The organism is Bacillus sp. EKM206B (assembly GCF_011066015.1).
GTDB lineage: Bacteria > Bacillota > Bacilli > Bacillales > Bacillaceae > Bacillus > Bacillus velezensis.
In genome coordinates, this window is the sequence record NZ_JAAMNL010000001.1 from 442,874 (window position 1) to 460,412 (window position 17,539).

14 protein-coding genes are annotated in these 17,539 nt (G+C 43.2%); 10 read left to right on the forward strand and 4 right to left on the reverse strand.

The features are described from left to right. Nucleotides 1-39 precede the first annotated feature (39 nt). Entirely contained in the window at nt 40-1,206 is a 1,167-nt protein-coding gene (locus tag G9F50_RS02240; protein WP_060562483.1) for a CDP-glycerol glycerophosphotransferase family protein, read from the reverse strand. 32 nt (nt 1,207-1,238) lie between these two features. Further along, a complete protein-coding gene (locus tag G9F50_RS02245) occupies nt 1,239-2,009 on the reverse strand; it encodes a WecB/TagA/CpsF family glycosyltransferase (protein WP_012118587.1) in 771 nt (256 codons plus the stop codon). A gap of 355 nt (nt 2,010-2,364) precedes the next feature. Here G9F50_RS02245 and tagD point away from each other — a divergent pair, with 355 nt between their 5' ends. The 5 genes from tagD to tagH all read left to right on the forward strand — a co-directional run bounded on the left by tagD (nt 2,365) and on the right by tagH (nt 9,232). Beyond that, complete coding sequence (gene tagD, locus G9F50_RS02250) at nt 2,365-2,754, forward strand: glycerol-3-phosphate cytidylyltransferase (protein WP_003151361.1); 390 nt, start codon at nt 2,365-2,367, stop codon at nt 2,752-2,754. Nucleotides 2,755-2,891: 137 nt separating this feature from the next. Next, nucleotides 2,892-4,430: a glycosyltransferase family 2 protein gene (locus G9F50_RS02255; RefSeq protein ID WP_060562484.1), complete on the forward strand. Its 1,539-nt coding sequence runs from the start codon at nt 2,892-2,894 to the stop codon at nt 4,428-4,430. A 49-nt stretch (nt 4,431-4,479) separates the two neighbouring features. Beyond that, complete coding sequence (locus tag G9F50_RS02260) at nt 4,480-6,654, forward strand: CDP-glycerol glycerophosphotransferase family protein (RefSeq protein WP_032867490.1); 2,175 nt, start codon at nt 4,480-4,482, stop codon at nt 6,652-6,654. A gap of 185 nt (nt 6,655-6,839) precedes the next feature. Continuing rightward, nucleotides 6,840-7,667: an ABC transporter permease gene (locus tag G9F50_RS02265; protein ID WP_003151365.1), complete on the forward strand. Its 828-nt coding sequence runs from the start codon at nt 6,840-6,842 to the stop codon at nt 7,665-7,667. A 20-nt stretch (nt 7,668-7,687) separates the two neighbouring features. Continuing rightward, nucleotides 7,688-9,232 carry a teichoic acids export ABC transporter ATP-binding subunit TagH gene (gene tagH, locus G9F50_RS02270; RefSeq protein WP_060562485.1) on the forward strand — a complete coding sequence of 515 codons (1,545 nt, stop codon included), beginning with the start codon at nt 7,688-7,690 and terminating at the stop codon, nt 9,230-9,232. A 39-nt stretch (nt 9,233-9,271) separates the two neighbouring features. On the opposite strand, the gene galU is transcribed toward tagH, so the two are convergent. After that, a complete protein-coding gene (galU, locus tag G9F50_RS02275) occupies nt 9,272-10,156 on the reverse strand; it encodes a UTP--glucose-1-phosphate uridylyltransferase GalU (RefSeq protein ID WP_003151367.1) in 885 nt (294 codons plus the stop codon). Nucleotides 10,157-10,384: 228 nt separating this feature from the next. Here galU and wecB point away from each other — a divergent pair, with 228 nt between their 5' ends. Then, nucleotides 10,385-11,524, forward strand: a complete 1,140-nt coding sequence (gene wecB, locus G9F50_RS02280; RefSeq protein ID WP_060562486.1) for a non-hydrolyzing UDP-N-acetylglucosamine 2-epimerase — start codon at nt 10,385-10,387, stop codon at nt 11,522-11,524. Between the two features lie 31 nt (nt 11,525-11,555). Here the strand turns inward: wecB and tagU are convergent, their stop codons facing one another. Next, nucleotides 11,556-12,473, reverse strand: a complete 918-nt coding sequence (tagU, locus tag G9F50_RS02285) for a polyisoprenyl-teichoic acid--peptidoglycan teichoic acid transferase TagU (protein ID WP_003151369.1) — start codon at nt 12,471-12,473, stop codon at nt 11,556-11,558. Nucleotides 12,474-12,653: 180 nt separating this feature from the next. On the opposite strand from tagU, the gene G9F50_RS02290 reads away from it, so the two are divergent. The 4 genes from G9F50_RS02290 to G9F50_RS02305 all read left to right on the forward strand — a co-directional run bounded on the left by G9F50_RS02290 (nt 12,654) and on the right by G9F50_RS02305 (nt 17,513). Then, on the forward strand, nt 12,654-12,971 hold the full coding sequence (locus G9F50_RS02290; protein WP_007407496.1) for a hypothetical protein: 318 nt from the start codon (nt 12,654-12,656) through the stop codon (nt 12,969-12,971). A 32-nt stretch (nt 12,972-13,003) separates the two neighbouring features. Further along, nucleotides 13,004-15,124 (forward strand): SpoIID/LytB domain-containing protein, encoded by a 2,121-nt coding sequence (locus tag G9F50_RS02295; protein WP_060562487.1) that lies wholly within the window; start codon nt 13,004-13,006, stop codon nt 15,122-15,124. A gap of 21 nt (nt 15,125-15,145) precedes the next feature. Continuing rightward, nucleotides 15,146-16,636, forward strand: coding sequence for an N-acetylmuramoyl-L-alanine amidase (locus tag G9F50_RS02300; RefSeq protein ID WP_012118582.1), 1,491 nt, complete (start codon nt 15,146-15,148; stop codon nt 16,634-16,636). 217 nt (nt 16,637-16,853) lie between these two features. Then, nucleotides 16,854-17,513 (forward strand): exopolysaccharide biosynthesis polyprenyl glycosylphosphotransferase, encoded by a 660-nt coding sequence (locus G9F50_RS02305; protein ID WP_003151373.1) that lies wholly within the window; start codon nt 16,854-16,856, stop codon nt 17,511-17,513. Nucleotides 17,514-17,539: the final 26 nt, after the last annotated feature.

Genomic DNA, 17,539 nt, shown 5'->3' on the forward strand with positions numbered 1-17,539 from the left:
TCAGCCCTTTCTTCATGCAAAAAACACCCGCCGTCGGATTCAGGCAGGTGCTTCAGCACAATTCTTCATTTTTGTTTCCGCAAATTTCAATAACGCTTCACTCGAATTCCCATCTGAATACATATTCCATTTGTCTGAGAACCGCTTCATTTCTTCTGCACGAAATGGCTTTTTCGTCATTTCCTCCAGAAGGGCTTCGCTGTCATGACAAGCCTTTCCGGGAATGACGGACGTATAATTGTTGATTAAACCGCGTTTTCGATCATATTCTTCCAGATCATACGTGAAAAAGAAAATCGGTTTATTTAAGAGCGCGAATTCAAAAGGCACGGAAGAGTAATCCGTAATTAAAATATCAGCCGCTTTCAAGAGATCATGAAGACGCATGTCAGACACGTTCTTGATCAGTTCGCTTTCAAACGAAGCGGAAATCTGATGCAAAACGGCAGGGTGAAGCTTTACAAGCAGCATATACTCTCCGTTTAACGCGTTTGTGAGCTGTTCTTCGGTGAATGGCAGCCGGAAGGATTGCATATCATAATCCCTGAATGTCGGTGCGTACAGGATGATTTTTTTCGGCCATTTGTGCTTCAGTTCCGGCTTGTGTTCTTCATAATAGACGTCAGTCAGGGGGACACCCGTTTTTAACAGCTGGCCGTCCCGTATGCCGAACGACTTTTTAAAAACGTCAGCCATCGCGTCTGAGCCGACGGTGACAAAGTCAAACGAGCGGTACACTTTTTTAAACCGGCTGATATCTGATGCCGGACGGTTTTGATTCGTCACATCCTCAAGGCCGAACTTTTTCAAAGAGCCGTTCGCATGCCACACCTGAATGCATGTCGTTTGCGGCCGGCGGTTTAAGACGCTTGTCATGAGGAAATAGTTATCCGTTATCACCACTTTGCTCTTAAAAAGGATCAAAACAGCCTTCAAAAGATGCAGCGGATGTTTTTCGTTCAGATAAAAAGAGCCGATACCTTCCAGCTCTTTTTTCAGACTGACGGCATGTCTCGTATACAAAACCGTCATTTCATAAGAAAGCGATTCAGCGTGCGCTTTGTAAGAACGGATGAGAGCCTGCGCATTCTCTTCAAAAGATACCAGCAGGGTCAGATGGTTCTTGGGCTTTACAGGCTTGAACAAAACGCCGAGAACAGACAGATATATAGAATAAAAAGCGGCGAATAAAGATCGCAAGTTCATAGATTACCAATCTCTTTTGCTGTTTTATTTGTTTAAAGCTGTTTCGTTTGATCTTCTGCCTGCTTGGAATACAGGCTTTTATTTGATTTATTATTTCTCAAAACGGTAAAAGCATACTTCGGAATGTTCAGCATCCTTTTCCATCTCCACGGATTCGTCAACAGTCTGTACAGCCATTCCAGATTCGTTTTGATCATCCATTCAGGGGCGCGTTTCACCGTTCCGCTGAACACATCAAAGCTTCCGCCCAAACCGATCGATACAGCCTGAGGGAAAAGATGTTTGTATTCATAAATAAATTGTTCCTGATGGGGATATCCTAAGGCGACAAACACGAGATCGGGTTTCGCCCGGGAAATCTGTTTGGCGACGAAGCGTTTATCCGCTTCATAACCGTTGCTGGCTCCGACAACCTCAATATTCGGATACTCTTTGCTGATCCGGTTCAAAACGGCGTCAAGCACGTCTTGCTTAGCTCCGTATAAAAATATTTTTTTAGACTGCCGGTTTGCGAGGCCGAGCAGCGCAAGAAACACATCGAATCCCGCAATTCTTGATTTCAGCGGGTGCTGCGTCAAACGTGACATTAACACGACGCCGATACCATCCGGCAGGACGAAATCCGCGGAAGAAATGACTTGATGATAACCTTTGTCTTTCGCCGCAGCGTATCCGATCTCAGGATTGACCGTCGCAATGACGGCTCCTTGCTTTTGTGCGATATAATAAGTGTCTAAATATGAAATAAACTCCTGTAAATTTCCATTAACATAAGAAAGGTTGTGCACCATTTCAGTCTGCATCTGCCGTCCTCCTTTTTGTACGGGATTTTCTTTCACTTTTTCGTGACTTAGGCTAAGCTTTATTTTAACATAATACCTTCAGAGAAACTTAACAATAGTTTTACAAAAATATAAATAAGATAACAATTTCTTTAATCATACGCGCAAAAACCCTGCTAAACTCCTATTGTAATAACATTTGTTAATAAGTGGATTTTAACTTCGTTTTACATTGGCTTAACCTTTTCAGGGCTATGTGATATAATGAGGTTCCATGAGTACGAAATTGGCACTTTAGTGATTAAGGATACAGCTGCGCAGCATTTCAGGGCAGTTGCTTGTTATACGTATGATGATAGAAAGGAGCTTTTGTTTCATGAAGAAGGTCATTACTTACGGTACGTTTGATTTACTGCATTGGGGTCATATTAAACTGCTTGAGCGCGCAAAGCAGCTTGGAGATTACCTTGTTGTTGCCATCTCAACAGACGAGTTCAACCTGCAAAAACAAAAAAAGGCCTACCACAGCTATGAACACAGAAAGCTGATTCTGGAAACGATCCGTTATGTCGACGAAGTCATTCCGGAAAACAGCTGGGATCAAAAAGTACGTGACGTAGCGGATCACAACATCGACGTGTTCGTAATGGGAGACGATTGGGAAGGCAAATTCGATTTCCTTAAAGATCAATGCGAAGTCATCTACCTCCCTAGAACCGAAGGCATTTCCACCACACAGATTAAAAAAGAAATTGCCGGGGTGTAATTGAAACATTCGGATATACAGATGATAAAGAAGTACTCCCTCCGGATAGGGAGTACTTCTTGTAATATAAGGTTATTTTCGCTATATTTGTTATGCGCTTTTGAAAAAAAGCTAGACAATAAGAGGAGAATTTAAAGATGAATCTTAGTAACTTTTTTAAGTTGAATAAAAAAGAGTCCAAGCCGTCCGTAGAAGAACGCGAATATACCATTTTAAATAAAGAAGCATTGGCGGAAGAGAAGACGGTAGCGGTAGTCGTTCCTGTTTATAATGCAGAAGAATATGTAAGGAAAACAGTTGATTCAGTGATCCTTCAAAACATCGGCTTTCAGCATATTTCTTTAATTCTTGTCGATGATTGCTCTACTGATGATTCCAGAAACATCCTGACTGAGTACGCCGAATTGTATGAAAATATTACAGTCGTCTTTTTGAAAGACAACACGGGAACCCCGGCTTATCCGAGAAACTTGGGAATTGAGCTGGCTAATGCGAAGTACATTACATTTTTGGATGCAGATGATTGGTTTGCGCCGAACGGAGTTAAAATCTTATTCGACATGCTTGAAAGAGATCAGGTAAATTATGCGGTCGGAAAAACGATCGAAATGCAGGTGAACGGTCAAAAAACGATCGGGAAACATGAGTCTTCGCTGAACAGAGCGAAGGTATCGCCTTTTTCAATCCGGCATATTTTCTATCATCTCGGCCCGCGGGCAAGAATGATGAACTTACAATTTCTAAAAGATAATGATATCAGATATCCGGAAATGAAATTTGCTGAAGATAAGCAATTTTTTATGGATGTTCTTTTGGCGTGCGGAGATATTTCAACGTCAACCGAACCGGTCTATTATCTGAACAGAATGGACAATAATGAGTCGCTGACAAAGCAGACTAATATAATGGAAAAAACCGACACGAACATAGCCGTAATGAAGTATATTCTGAACAAAAAATTAGATACTGAAAAAGAGAAGATGGCGATGAACCGCCTGATCGAATTCGATTCCATTACGCGTCTCTTCGATCGGATGCACTTCCTGAAAAGCGAAAACAAAGAAGCCTATTACAATAAATTCAATGAAATTCTGAATGTGTTAAAGAAGACGAAATACGATATTTCCGAGACATTTTTTCATCCGATTCATAAAACAGCCTACCGTCTGCTGACTCAAAAACGGTATGATGAGGTCGAAAAGCTGTTCCGCTGGTCCAAAAAAGAGCCCGATAAAAACATCGTGACGCAAGGCGGACTGGCTTATTTAGAAAGCCCGCTGACGGATGAAGAAAATAAACTGGTCGAACTTCGCATGCATGGAGAAACGGAAAGCGCGGTGTTCGCCGATCATAAATTCACCGTTACGTTCCGCTTGTTCGGACAGGACAGAAATAATGCCCAATATATTCAGTTTCAGCACAGAGATAACATGAAAGTAGTCCACCAGTTTCCGGTTCAGTCACTGGGAGACGGGCGGTACGTCCTTGAAATCCCGTTACGTGACATTGAAAAAGTCGGACTTGGCGGTTATATTATGTATGTCATTTATAACGATTATGAACGTGTCATGTTAAACAGAGACGACGGTGAAAAGGTGACGGCAGAAGCGAACGGACTGCAATATCAATTCTACCGGACGGTGAAGGAGAACCTTTCACTGAAAGTAACAAAATGATGATTGTGATTGGATATGTTTAATTGAAACAGAGGAGTAGACTTATTTTATGGGTATAGAAAATCCTGTCAGATACAAGTTAAAACATCTTAACATAAAGGAAGAGACATTCAGCATTACGATATCCTGTGAAAATGTCACTGCAGGGGAAGAGCCTTCTCTTCAGATTATAAATCGTAAGACAAAAGCGGAACTTTCCGTCCCTCTGAAACGGTTGGCCGGAGAAGGCGGGGAGTACCATGCTGTTATGAGCACGGATCTGCTTTCTGACCATACGGACGGCAAAGGATGTCTGGATTTCTATGTCTCCTTTATCAATGATGACAGTGATATCAGTAAAAAACGGTTAAAATCCAGCCTTGAACCTATTGAACTGTCTTCTTATAAAGATGAGGCTCATCATATGTTCTTTTTCCCTTACACGACGAAGAAAGGGAATTTCTCCTTAAAGCTGCTGCAGAAAAAGTTCGTCACGCGGATTGATGAAATGGAGCTCGAATCTGACGGCAGCTTACATCTGAAAGGTTTTGCATTCCGGCTGAATGCGGCAGAAACCTTAAAGATAAAAGAAAAAAACCTGATTCTGAAAATGAAAAAAGGAAAAGAAGAGGAGCCTCTCATTCTGAAGTATCCGCTTCACGACGTGCCGAGACACGACCTTGATGAATATGTTCAGGACACAACGATGCTTGACACGATAGGCTTTGATACAAAAATTGATTTGAATGCCGTTTATAAAGAATTGAATCAGCAGCTAACTTTTCAATTCCATATTCAATTCATTTTTGAAGATGCCGGGACGGGTGAAGAGATTATCACCAACAGCAAACCGTTAAAGGTTCTGAAATCTGAACAAGTAAACCCTAACCAATTCACGATCCTGAAAACGGAGAAAGGGCCTGCCAGATTTCACGTTTTCACGAAAAAGAAAACGAAAAATCTCCACCTGAGGATGAACGATTACAGCTTCAGCACCCGCGTGGAGTATTTTGTGAAAGGAAAGCTGAAACGGGGCGCTTCCTTTGTACGCAAGAGAAAGAATAAGCTGAAAAAGTTCATTGAGAAAAGAATACAAAACACTTATAAAGCGGGATTCAGGGTTGCGGGGAAACTGCCTGTCAAACAGAAATTTGTCATGTTTGAAAGCTTTGCCGGAAAACAGTACAGCTGCAATCCGCGGGCGATTTATGAATACATGAGCAAAGAGATGCCGGAATACCGTCTCTGCTGGAGTGTAAACCCCGCTTACTCACAGACATTTAAAGATAAAGGAATTCCTTATATCGAACGCTTTACGTTCAAATGGCTGTTTGCCATGGCAAGAGCCGAGTACTGGGTTGTCAACAGCCGTATGCCGCTGTGGATTCCGAAACCTGAGCATACGACATATGTCCAGACATGGCATGGCACGCCTTTAAAGCGCCTTGCAGTAGATATGGATGAAGTGCATATGCCGGGAACAAACACTGAAAAATACAAGCGCAACTTTACGACAGAGGCTTCAAAGTGGGATTACCTGATTTCACCGAACGCATATTCAACCGAAATATTCGCCCGGGCGTTTCAGTTTAATAAAACCATGATTGAATCGGGATATCCGCGGAATGACTTCCTTCAAACGGATAACAGCCCTTCTGTCATCAAAGCGCTGAAAGAAAAAATGAATCTTCCGCAAGATAAAAAAGTGATTATCTACGCACCGACATGGCGGGATGACCAATTTTATAAGAAGGGAAAATACAAGTTTGACCTTGATTTAGACCTTCATCAATTGAGAGAAGCGATCGGCGATCGTTATGTCATTATTTTACGAATGCATTATCTCGTGGCGGAAAACTTTGATCTCGGACCGTATGAAGGATTTGCGTATGATTTCTCCAGCTACGAAGATATCCGTGAGCTGTATATGGTCTCTGATTTACTCATAACGGACTATTCCTCTGTCTTTTTTGACTATGCAAATCTGAAAAGACCGATGCTGTTTTATGTGCCTGATATCGAAACGTACCGGGATAAACTCAGAGGGTTTTACTTTGACTTTGAAAAAGAAGCGCCCGGCCCGCTTGTCAAAGAAACAGGTGACGTTATCAAATGGGTCAATGAAACGGAATCAGATGATTATAAGCTTCCGGATTCATTCGGGCCTTTTTACGAGAAGTTCTGTTATTTAGAAACCGGAGAATCGTCTGAAAAAGCCGTAAAAGTGATTTTCGGGGACAAGTAAATAGGTGCAAAAAAGCATAATTTAACCACGTTAATTATGCTTTTTTGCTTAAGTGACGGCATGTTGCGCTCATGGGATTCAGGCTTGTTATGAAGTGAAAAATACATCGTAATCTGTTACAATTATGAGCGGTGCTTTTGTAAGTCAAAGCTATTACCTAAAACTTACGACTAAGGAAGATTAGAATGAATGCATTGGTAAAAATTCTGAAAGAGCAATTCAACTCATTTCCGCTGATTATGCGGCTTGCAGTGTACGAAACGAAATCAAAGTATCAAGTGAACTATTTGGGTATATTGTGGCAGTTTCTCAACCCTATGATTCAAATGCTGGCTTACTGGTTCGTATTTGGTCTCGGGATTCGCGGCGGACATGATATGGTGCTTGGAAATGGAGACAGCGTACCGTTCATCGTCTGGATGCTGGCCGGCTTAATTCCTTGGTTCTTTATCAGTCCGACGATACTGGATGCATCTAACAGCGTTTTTAAACGGATAAATTTAGTGTCGAAAATGAACTTTCCGATCAGTTCACTGCCTTCTGTAGTGATAGCATCGAATTTATTCAGTTACTTTGTGATGATGGCGATTTATATTATTGTGCTGCTGAGCAACGGACTGTTTCCGACGCTTCACTGGCTGCAATATATTTATTACTTGTTTTGCATGATCAGTTTTATGTTTGCTTTCGGCCTGTTTAATTCAACCATCAGCGTTTTAATCAGGGACTATCAGTTTTTGCTTCAAGCCGTCACAAGGCTGCTCTTTTTTCTTCTGCCGATTTTTTGGGACATTGCGGAGAAATTCGGAAACAGACCTGAAGTTTTGACCATCTTGAAGTTAAACCCTCTTTTCTATATTATCGAGGGCTTTAGAGACAGCTTTATGGAAGGGCAGTGGTTTTTCCACGATGTGAAATACACGCTGTATTTCTGGTTCGTCACACTGCTGTTATTAACAGTCGGTTCACTTCTTCATATGAAATTCAGAGATAAGTTTGTTGACTTTCTTTAATATAGTAAGGAGATTATACGATGAAACTAAAAGTTTCGTTCAGAAATGTTTCAAAACAGTATTTTCTATATAAAAAACAGTCTGACAAAATTAAAGGACTGTTTTTCCCAAACAGAAATCAAAAAGGTTTTTTCGCTGTCCGAAATGTTTCTTTTGACGTCTATGAAGGGGAAACGATCGGATTCGTAGGGATCAACGGCTCGGGAAAATCAACGATGTCCAATTTGCTTGCAAAGATCATTCCGCCGACAAGCGGGGAGATTGATATGAACGGGCAGCCGTCTTTAATCGCGATTTCTGCCGGATTAAACAATCAATTAAGCGGTAAGGACAACATTCGTTTAAAATGCTTGATGATGGGTCTCAACAATCGGCAAATAGACGAGCTTTATGAAAAAATCGTTGAATTCGCGGATATCGGCGACTTTATAGATCAGCCTGTTAAAAGCTATTCAAGCGGTATGAAATCCCGTCTCGGTTTTGCCATATCGGCGCATATGGACCCTGACATCCTTATTATTGATGAGGCGCTCTCAGTAGGGGACCAGACTTTCTATCAGAAATGTGTGGACCGCATTACGGAGTTTAAAGAACGCGGCAAAACGATCTTTTTCGTCAGTCATTCCATCGGACAGATTGAGAAAATGTGTGATCGGGTGGCTTGGATGCATTACGGCGAAATGCGCATGTTCGACGAAACGAAAGCCGTTGTGAAAGAATATAAAGCTTTTGTGGATTGGTTCAACAAGCTTTCAAAGAAAGAAAAGAAGAAATATCAAAACGAGCAGATTGAAGGCAGAACGCGGGCAGCCGAGGAACAGAAAATCAGTCAGGCGCAGCAAAAGAAAGCGAAGCCCAAATTCATTGCCAATACGATACAGATTACGCTGCTTGCATTGCTGGCTGTCGGCGCAGGCGCTTCGATGTTTTCAGACAAGCCACTGCGTGCGATTACATCTTTCGGTGACGTCAAACAGAGCGATGCCGGCCTTTATGAGTCTGTGAATAAACCTGCTTTGGTAAAAGCTGAAAAGGCGGACCTTTATACTGAAAAAGATATAAAAGGAAAAGCCTCCGCAAGTGTAAATTTCGGCACGAAGGTGCAGGTAGAAGCCGAAAATAACCAGGCGGCCAAAGTGAAATTAAACGATAAAGAGTACTTTATGAAAAAGACTGATCTGTATAAAGTGAACGCTTTAAAAAAGACGGATGTTCAGCTTAATGATTTCAGCGGCAGTTTATCAAGCCAAACAGCAGAAGAGTTTCTCTCATATCTCAATAAAAGCCGGGACGATGTACAGAGTAAATTGAAAAATCCAGCTGCCGGACAAACGGCTGACGGACGGAACGTATTAAAAACATCCGATGCAAAAACGGATGTAGTGATTGACAAGGATACAGTCTCCGAAGTGGTTTTTCATTTATCGCGTCCCGCAGACATCTCAGCTTTAAGTGAAAAAGGCGGCAGCAAAATCAATCAGAATTTGCTCCTGCTTAAAAACCAGGAATATACTTTTTCGGTGAACAATGCTGATAAAACACTGACGGTAACGTCTAAAAAGTAAAGATCACATAAAAAAAGCTGCCGGATTCGGCAGCTTTTTCTATTCGTCAGCTTCTTCTTTTTCAAGAAGATCCTTCATGAACGGAATTAATTTATGGCGGATATCCTGATCCTGTAAGGCAAATTCAAGCGTCGTCTCGATAAATCCGAGTTTTTCACCGACATCGTAACGTTTTCCTTCGAAATCATAAGCGAAGACACGCTGAATGTCATTGAGCTTTTGGATGGCGTCCGTTAATTGAATTTCTCCTCCTGCACCGACTTCCTGCTGTTCCAGGTACATGAAAATTTCAGGAGTGAAAACGTATCTTCCTAAAATAGCCAAGTTGGAAGGAGCTGTGCCCGGTTCAGGCTTCTCTACAAAATTTTTGACCTGGTAACGGCGGCCTTCATTTGTTAACGGATCGATAATTCCGTAGCGGTGTGTGTCGCTTTCAGGAACTTGCTGAACACCGATGATTGAAGACAATGTTTTTTCGTATTCATCCATCAGCTGACGAAGTCCCGGTTTTTCAGCCTGGACAATATCATCGCCGAGAAGAACGGCGAAAGGTTCATCGCCGATGAAGTTGCGTGCGCACCAAACGGCATGACCGAGTCCTTTTGGCTCTTTTTGGCGAATATAGTGGATATCCGCAATATTTGACGATTTTTTCACTTTTTGAAGCAGTTCGATTTTCCCTTTTTCTTCTAAATTGCGTTCCAGTTCAGGGGCATTGTCGAAATGGTCTTCTATTGCTCTTTTTCCTTTTCCGGTTACGATAATAATATCTTCGATGCCGGATTCGACAGCTTCTTCGATAATATACTGAATTGTCGGCTTATCAACGATTGGAAGCATTTCTTTAGGCATTGCTTTTGTGGCCGGCAAAAAACGAGTGCCTAAACCTGCTGCCGGAATAATGGCTTTGCGTACTTTCTTCACTGAATAACACCATCCTTGTTTCTGCAAAATCTTTTTTTCAGAACTATAACCTAGTCTTTTTCCACTTTACCACAATTGATTAAAATTCACACCTTTTAATCCGCTTTCAAAGAGTCTTGGAACGGTTTTTGCTTTGTTTGCCATTAAGCTTTACAATATCTAAGAAACGGCATAAATATGTTAACATGAAGGGATATCCGACATATAAAACGAGGTGCAGACAAACCGTTGAAAAAACTAAAAGTAATGACCGTATTCGGTACAAGACCTGAAGCAATTAAAATGGCTCCGCTCGTATTAGAGCTTGAAAAATATCAGGAAATTGATTCGCTGGTGACTGTAACCGCGCAGCACAGACAGATGCTGGATCAAGTGCTTGAAGCATTCAGCATTACGCCTGATTTTGATTTGAATATTATGAAAGAGCGTCAAACGCTTTCAGAAATTACATCTCATGCTTTGCTGAAACTGGACAAGCTGTTCCAAGAAGTAAAACCAGATATCGTTTTGGTCCACGGAGATACGACGACAACGTTCGCCGGAAGCCTTGCCGCCTTTTACCATCAAATCGCCGTCGGCCATGTGGAAGCCGGTCTGCGTACGCATAATAAATACTCTCCTTTCCCTGAGGAAATCAATCGGCAGATGACGGGCGTGATCGCTGATGTGAATTTTGCGCCGACAAGCCAGGCTGAACAGAATCTGCTTGCTGAAAATAAAAAGCCGGATTCTATATTTGTCACGGGAAATACGGCGATAGACGCGCTTCAAACGACAGTGCGGGAAGATTATTTTCATCCGATTTTTGACAAGCTGGAAGGAAGCAGGATGATTCTTTTAACAGCGCACAGACGTGAAAATTTAGGCAGGCCGATGGAACAGATGTTTAAGGCCGTCAGAAGAGTCGTTGAAGAGTTTGAGGACGTACAAGTCGTTTATCCCGTTCATTTGAATCCCGCAGTTCGTGAGGCCGCAGAAGCCCATTTCGCTGATTCGGACAGGGTGCACTTAATAGAACCTCTGGAGGTCGTGGATTTCCATAACTTCGCTGCGAAAGCAAGTTTCATTTTGACCGACTCAGGCGGGGTTCAGGAGGAAGCGCCTTCTCTCGGAAAGCCGGTCTTGGTGCTTCGGGACACAACCGAGCGCCCCGAAGGAGTGAAAGCCGGGACATTAAAGCTGGCGGGTACAGATGAAGAAACGGTGTATCAGCTGACAAAACAGCTCTTAACCGATCAGGCTGAATATGAACGGATGTCAAAGGCGTCAAACCCTTATGGTGACGGATCGGCTTCAAAACGGATTGTGGAAGAACTGCTTTATCGGTACGGCTATAGAAAAACCCGTCCGCAGCCTTTTACAGAATAAAAAAACTCTGCATCATATGCAGAGTTTTTTATTATTTCAGGCTTTCTTTTAATTCTTTTTTGACTGAAGCGAGGCTTGCTTCATCTAATTTGTAATAATAGATATTGTTGATTCTCGTTCCCGTTCCCTTCAGTTCATGCTGAGTGACTTTGCTGCGGGCATTTTTATAGTCAGTCATAACCGTCCACATATCATCGAATGACATGTTTGTTTTCATATTGTTTTCAATGACCTTAAACATATCTCCGAATTTCGTGACAGACGAGATGTTTGCCCCTTTAGAAATAATCCCTTCAATCACTTGGCGCTGGCGCTGCTGCCTGCCGAAATCCCCCCGGGGATCTTCTTTTCTCATACGCGTGTAGGCAAGTGCTTCTTCGCCGTTCAGGCTGATGTTCCCCGTTCCGAAAGAGTGCCCGTCGTAGTTGAAGGCAAACGTGCTGTTCACCGTAATCCCGCCGAGTGTATCCACGGTATCTTTGAAGCTCTCCATGTTTACTTTCACAAAATAATCTACCGGCACGTCAAGCAGGTCCTCGACGGTATCCGCGGCCATCTGCGTTCCGCCGAAAGCATAGGAGTGGTTGATTTTATCCATCGTACCTTTGCCGGAGATTTTCGTATACGTATCACGCGGAATGCTGACCATTTCTGTTGTATTCGTTTTAGGATTGACGGTCATATAAATCATCGTATCCGCGCGCCCTTTGTCATTTTTCCGCTCATCGACGCCCATGATTAAAACAGAAATCGGATCCTTCTTTCCGAGATCTATATCCGTGTCACGTTTGTCCGATTTTTTCAAGTCTTCCTGAATGCTTGCCACCGTTGAAGCCGCTTTGTGCCACAAGTAGTAGACGTAGCCTCCTGATGATAAAACTAACAGCCCGATGATTGTTACGATTGTCAGAAGAACTTTTTTCTTCTTTCTTTTTCGTTCAGCTCTCATTTGTCATCACCTTTTCTATTAACTTTCCTGATACAATTTACTAATCTTTATAAACCCAGTCATATTTTTACTTATAACCATGTAATAGACGAAATTCTTAAAAAAAGGTTACAAAAAGACCTTAAAATTACCTTAAAAAAAAGTTAGTATAAGACGATACATAAAGATGAGGTGAAAAAAATGAAAAAAACTATTGCAGCTTCGTTCTTAATACTGCTTTTTTCTGTTGTATTGGCAGCGTGCGGAACGGCGGATCAATCAAAGAAGGGAAGCGGTTCTTCGGAGAACCAGGCTCAAAAAGAAACGGCATATTATGTCGGTATGGCGGATACGCACACAATTGAAGTAAAAGTGGATGATCAGCCCGTCAGCTTTGAATTTTCTGATGATTTCTCTGATGTTCTGAATAAATTCAGCGAAAATGACAAAGTCAGCATTACGTATTTCACAAATGATAAAGGCCAAAAAGAGATCAAGGAAATCGAGAAAGCAAAATAATACACCATGATCAGCAAAAGGCGGGATAAAAATTGAAGAAAACAATATGGGCTGTCTGTTTTTCTGTGATATTCAGCCTGGCTTTATTACCGGAAAGCACTTTTGCGTCCAGTTCTGATATCTCAGTAAAACTGACGAATTATATTGGTAATAAATCGACTCTGAATATCGAACCTTCAGGAACTTATAAACTGACGGGAAGCGATGTCTCCTCCGTTGCCAGATTGGGAGGCGCGTCCAAATATGATACGGCTAACGCCGCGACATCCAAGTATTGGAAAAACCCGTCCAACATAGTTGTCGTTAATACGGATGCTTATTTTGCGGACACGCTTTCCGTCATTCCTTTAGCGAATAAACTGAAAGCGCCTGTTCTGCTGACTGAAGCAAAAAAACTGAGCAGCAGCACAGAAGCGCAAATCAAGAAATTCAGTCCGGATAATATTTTAATCATCGGCGGGACGAACAGTATTTCGTCAGCCGCGGAAAAGACATTGAAGAAATACGGCCGCACGAAACGGATCAGCGGAAAAAACAGATATGATCTGTCCAAAAATATTGCGGCCGAAATGGGCAGCTATGACCAGGCGGTCGTAGTAACGGGGGATGTATATACGGATGCGCTGGCAATCGCGCCTTATGCTGCGCAAAACGGCTATCCGATTCTCCTGACGAAAAAAGACTCCCTTCCGAGCTACAATCTGCCTAAAAAAGTGATCATCATGGGAGGCACTTCAAGCGTCAGCAAAGATGTGGAGAATCAAATTAAAAAGAAGGCCTCGGTCACCAAAAGAATTACCGGATCAAACAGATATCAAATATCAGCAAACGCAGTCACTTCGCTCGGCATGGATGCAAGCAAAACGGTGGCTGCCAACGGGACTAAATTAGCGGACATCGTTGTCGGATCAAATATTGCCGCCGCAAATCACATGCCGCTTGTATACATCAAAAAAAGCGAAACACCCGCCGACGAGGCCAGCCTTTTTAAAACGAAAGGCACCTATTCTTATACATTAATAGGCAGCGCGAATTCAATTGCCGATTCAGTTAAGGCTGCTTACGCAAAAGAGTTTTATCTCGTAAACGGAAAGACGTACCGTATTGAAACGTCCGGCGGCAAATTAGGCGTTGCAGGCATTAACAGCGGAAAAACGTCTTTCAAGGCGGTTCCTGAAAAATATTCAACAGCAAACACAATCAGCATTGACGGGAAGCCATATCTGGGGAATATGAGTTTTACTGCGGAATCCGGCAAATATGTAAGACCTGTTAATGAAAACATTCCTTTTGAGGATTATCTGAAAGGTGTCCTGCCGAATGAAATGCCGGGAAGCTGGCCGACAGAAGCGCTGAAAGCCCAGGCTGTTGCCGCCCGCACCTACTCTATCGGCAAGATGGGACAAACAGTCGCGGATACAACGGCCTTTCAGGTTTACGGGGGATACAGCTGGTATCCAAACGCCACCGCAGCCGTTAACGGAACAAAAGGGAAAGTGCTAACTTATTCCGGCAGATTGATAGATGCCACTTACTCATCAAGCAATGGCGGTTACATGGAAGCCGGCGATGAAGTGTGGGGATCGAAAGTGCCGTATTTAGTAGCCAAAAAGGATACAAAAGATCCGGAAATCAGCTGGTCTTTAACATTGCAGAAGCAGCAGCTGCCAGCGGGTCTGGATATGAAAAATCCCGCATCCTGGTGGTCTAAAACAAACGAAGCAAATGCCGCGCAGCTCAACGGAATAAAAAATTGGCTGATGAAAAATAAAGAAACCAATGCAAGTTCCATAAAAATTGCAAGCATCTCTGATCTCTCGCTCACCGGAAAAACAAAAGGCCAGCGCGCGGAAGACGCCGCGGTGAAGGTCACGTACCATGTGAATGACAAGTCGAAGGGCTATGTCATGAACAAGACTGCATCTGTTGAGGTGAAAGCGTCTGAACTCAGGACGATGATCGGAGCTTCATCTTTTAAAAGCACATACGCCAATGCGTCCGGTAATTCTTCGCAAATCACGATATCAGGAAAGGGATACGGTCACGGCGTAGGAATGAGTCAATACGGAGCAAAAGAAAGAGCGGAGGCCGGAGAGCCGTATACTTCTATTCTTGCGTTCTATTACCCTAATACAGCACTTACAAACTACTAAACTTCTGTGGAGGAGATCGGATTGAAATTCATCATAAAATGTCTCCCCGTCTTTATTCTCGGGGTCATTCTATTTGTCCCTTCCGCTTTGGCTGACAACACGGTTAAAAGGATCGGCGGAAGCACCCGGTATGATACGGCTGTACTGGCGGCAAAACAATCATGGGGTGAAGCGAAAACGGTAATTATCACCGGCGGAACTTCATATGCCGATGCAATTGCCGCTGCGCCGCTTTCATATCAAAAAAATGCGCCGCTGCTGTTTACAAATAAAGATCAGCTGTCTGCCGGTACAAAAAAGGGATTAATTGATTTAAAAACGAAAAATGTGATTATCGTAGGCGGCACACCTGCCGTTTCGAAAAATACTGAAAATCAAATTGCTAAATTAGGCATCAGTGTCAAACGATTATCAGGGAGCACGAGATATGCCACAGCCGCAAAAGTGGCGGGTGAAATGACAAGATCTTCTACAGCCCTTGTGGTCAACGGGTTTGTTGATGCAGATGGAATGGCTGCGATTTCTTATGCGTCCGCTAAAAAATATCCGATTTTATTCACTAATGATTCAACGTTAAATGGTTCTACGTCCAATGCGATCAAAAGCTTAGGGATTAAAAACACGATTGTCATTGGCGGGACAAGCAGCATCAGCAGCTCACTTTACAATAAACTGCCGAACCCTTCAAGAATCAGCGGCAAAAACCGCTATAACCTGTCTGTGAATCTTGCAAAAAAGACAGGCTTAAGCACAGGCTATACGTTTGTTACCAATGGTTTTAAAGAGGCGGATACCATCGTCGGAGGCGTGCTGAGCGCCAAGCAGGGAAGAGTTCACCTGCTGACGAATGGAGACAGTCTGTCAAAAGACGTCCGGACGTATATCGGAAGTAAAAACATCACCAGCTTCACCGTCATAGGAAGTGCGTCATCTTTAAGCAACAATGCCGCGTCGCAGCTTAAAAATCCCGTTGTCGGCAAAACGGTCTTTATTGATCCGGGGCACGGCTATCAGGATTCAGGAGCAACCGGCAACGGCTTGCTTGAGAAAAATGTAAATCTTGATATCGCTACGCGTCTTAACAATCAATTATACGGCGCGGGCGCGCTTACTGTAATGTCGAGGAAGGGCGACACCTTTGACTCGCTTGAGGAGAGAGTGAACAAAGGGGCGAAGGCGAACGCCGATATTTTCATCAGCGTCCATGCGAACGCAAATGATAACAGCAGTGCAAACGGTACGGAGACGTATTATGATAAAACGTACCAATCCGCAAACAGTCTGAGGCTTGCCCAAAATATTCAGCCGAGAATGGTTTCTGCTCTCGGCACGCGTGACCGCAGTGTGAAAACTGCCGGGTTTTACGTCATTAAGTATTCTAAAATGCCGAGTGTCTTGTTAGAAACCGGTTTTGTCACAAGCCCGATTGATGCCAATATTTTAAAACAATCAACGAAAAAGGACAGACTCGCGGCGGGGATCACCCAAGGCGTTTCCTCCTATTTCCGATAATTTTTTCATGGAAACAGACCGGTTCATACCGGTCTGTTTTTTTTATTTTTCATTATGCTTTGTCTCAAATATGGATATGAATAGATTTACAATAAAAAAACAATAATCGAAACATTCTAATAAACATTAACGCTTCCTTTACTTCCAATTAACATCCATCTGCTAAACTCACGGCATAGGTCATCAAACATCCCAACAAATCGTGAGGTGTGTGTCAGTGGGAGCAGAGAAAAGCATGAATGTAAATAATAACTATGCAGTGCGGCAGGGGACTTCCGCTGCCGTTACGGAAAGAACGGCCCGTTATTTGGCTTTTAAGCGATTCATGGACATTGTGTTTGCGCTTGCGGGGCTTTTGGCGGCGCTCCCGGTGATGGGCCTGTTCTCCATACTGATTCGTTTGGAGTCGCCCGGCCCGGCTTTTTATAAGCAGGAGCGGGTAGGCAAAGACGGGAAGCCATTTTATTTGTATAAGCTCCGCTCTATGAAAATAGATGCTGAAAAATCGGGGGCGGTCTGGGCGCTGAAAAAGGATCCCCGCGTGACAAAGGTCGGCGCTTTTATCAGAAGGACCCGTATTGATGAGCTGCCGCAGCTGGTAAATGTGCTTCGGGGAGAAATGAGCCTGATCGGCCCGCGTCCCGAGCGTCCCGTGTTTACGGAACAGTTTCAGGCTGAGATTCCGGGGTTTACGGAGCGGCTGGCCGTTAAGCCGGGATTAAGCGGCTGGGCGCAGGTCAACGGGGGATATGACATGACACCGAGGGAAAAACTGATGTTTGACTTATATTATATCCGCAACCTGACCTTTTCATTGGAACTGAAGATTATGCTCAAAACGTGCAAAGTGATCTGGACCGGTGACGGGGCGCGATAAAAATTCTGGTCAGCAGACAAAAAAGT

Bases quoted from the DNA above. Each gene is read 5' to 3' on its own strand.
- G9F50_RS02245 (WP_012118587.1), bottom strand. From the start codon at position 2,009: ATGCAGACTGAAATGGTGCACAACCTTTCTTATGTTAATGGAAATTTA.
- G9F50_RS02260 (WP_032867490.1), top strand. From the start codon at position 4,480: ATGGGTATAGAAAATCCTGTCAGATACAAGTTAAAACATCTTAACATA.
- G9F50_RS02290 (WP_007407496.1), top strand. From the start codon at position 12,654: ATGAAAAAAACTATTGCAGCTTCGTTCTTAATACTGCTTTTTTCTGTT.
- G9F50_RS02265 (WP_003151365.1), top strand. From the start codon at position 6,840: ATGAATGCATTGGTAAAAATTCTGAAAGAGCAATTCAACTCATTTCCG.
- G9F50_RS02255 (WP_060562484.1), top strand. From the start codon at position 2,892: ATGAATCTTAGTAACTTTTTTAAGTTGAATAAAAAAGAGTCCAAGCCG.
- tagH (WP_060562485.1), top strand. From the start codon at position 7,688: ATGAAACTAAAAGTTTCGTTCAGAAATGTTTCAAAACAGTATTTTCTA.
- G9F50_RS02240 (WP_060562483.1), bottom strand. From the start codon at position 1,206: ATGAACTTGCGATCTTTATTCGCCGCTTTTTATTCTATATATCTGTCT.
- tagD (WP_003151361.1), top strand. From the start codon at position 2,365: ATGAAGAAGGTCATTACTTACGGTACGTTTGATTTACTGCATTGGGGT.
- tagU (WP_003151369.1), bottom strand. From the start codon at position 12,473: ATGAGAGCTGAACGAAAAAGAAAGAAGAAAAAAGTTCTTCTGACAATC.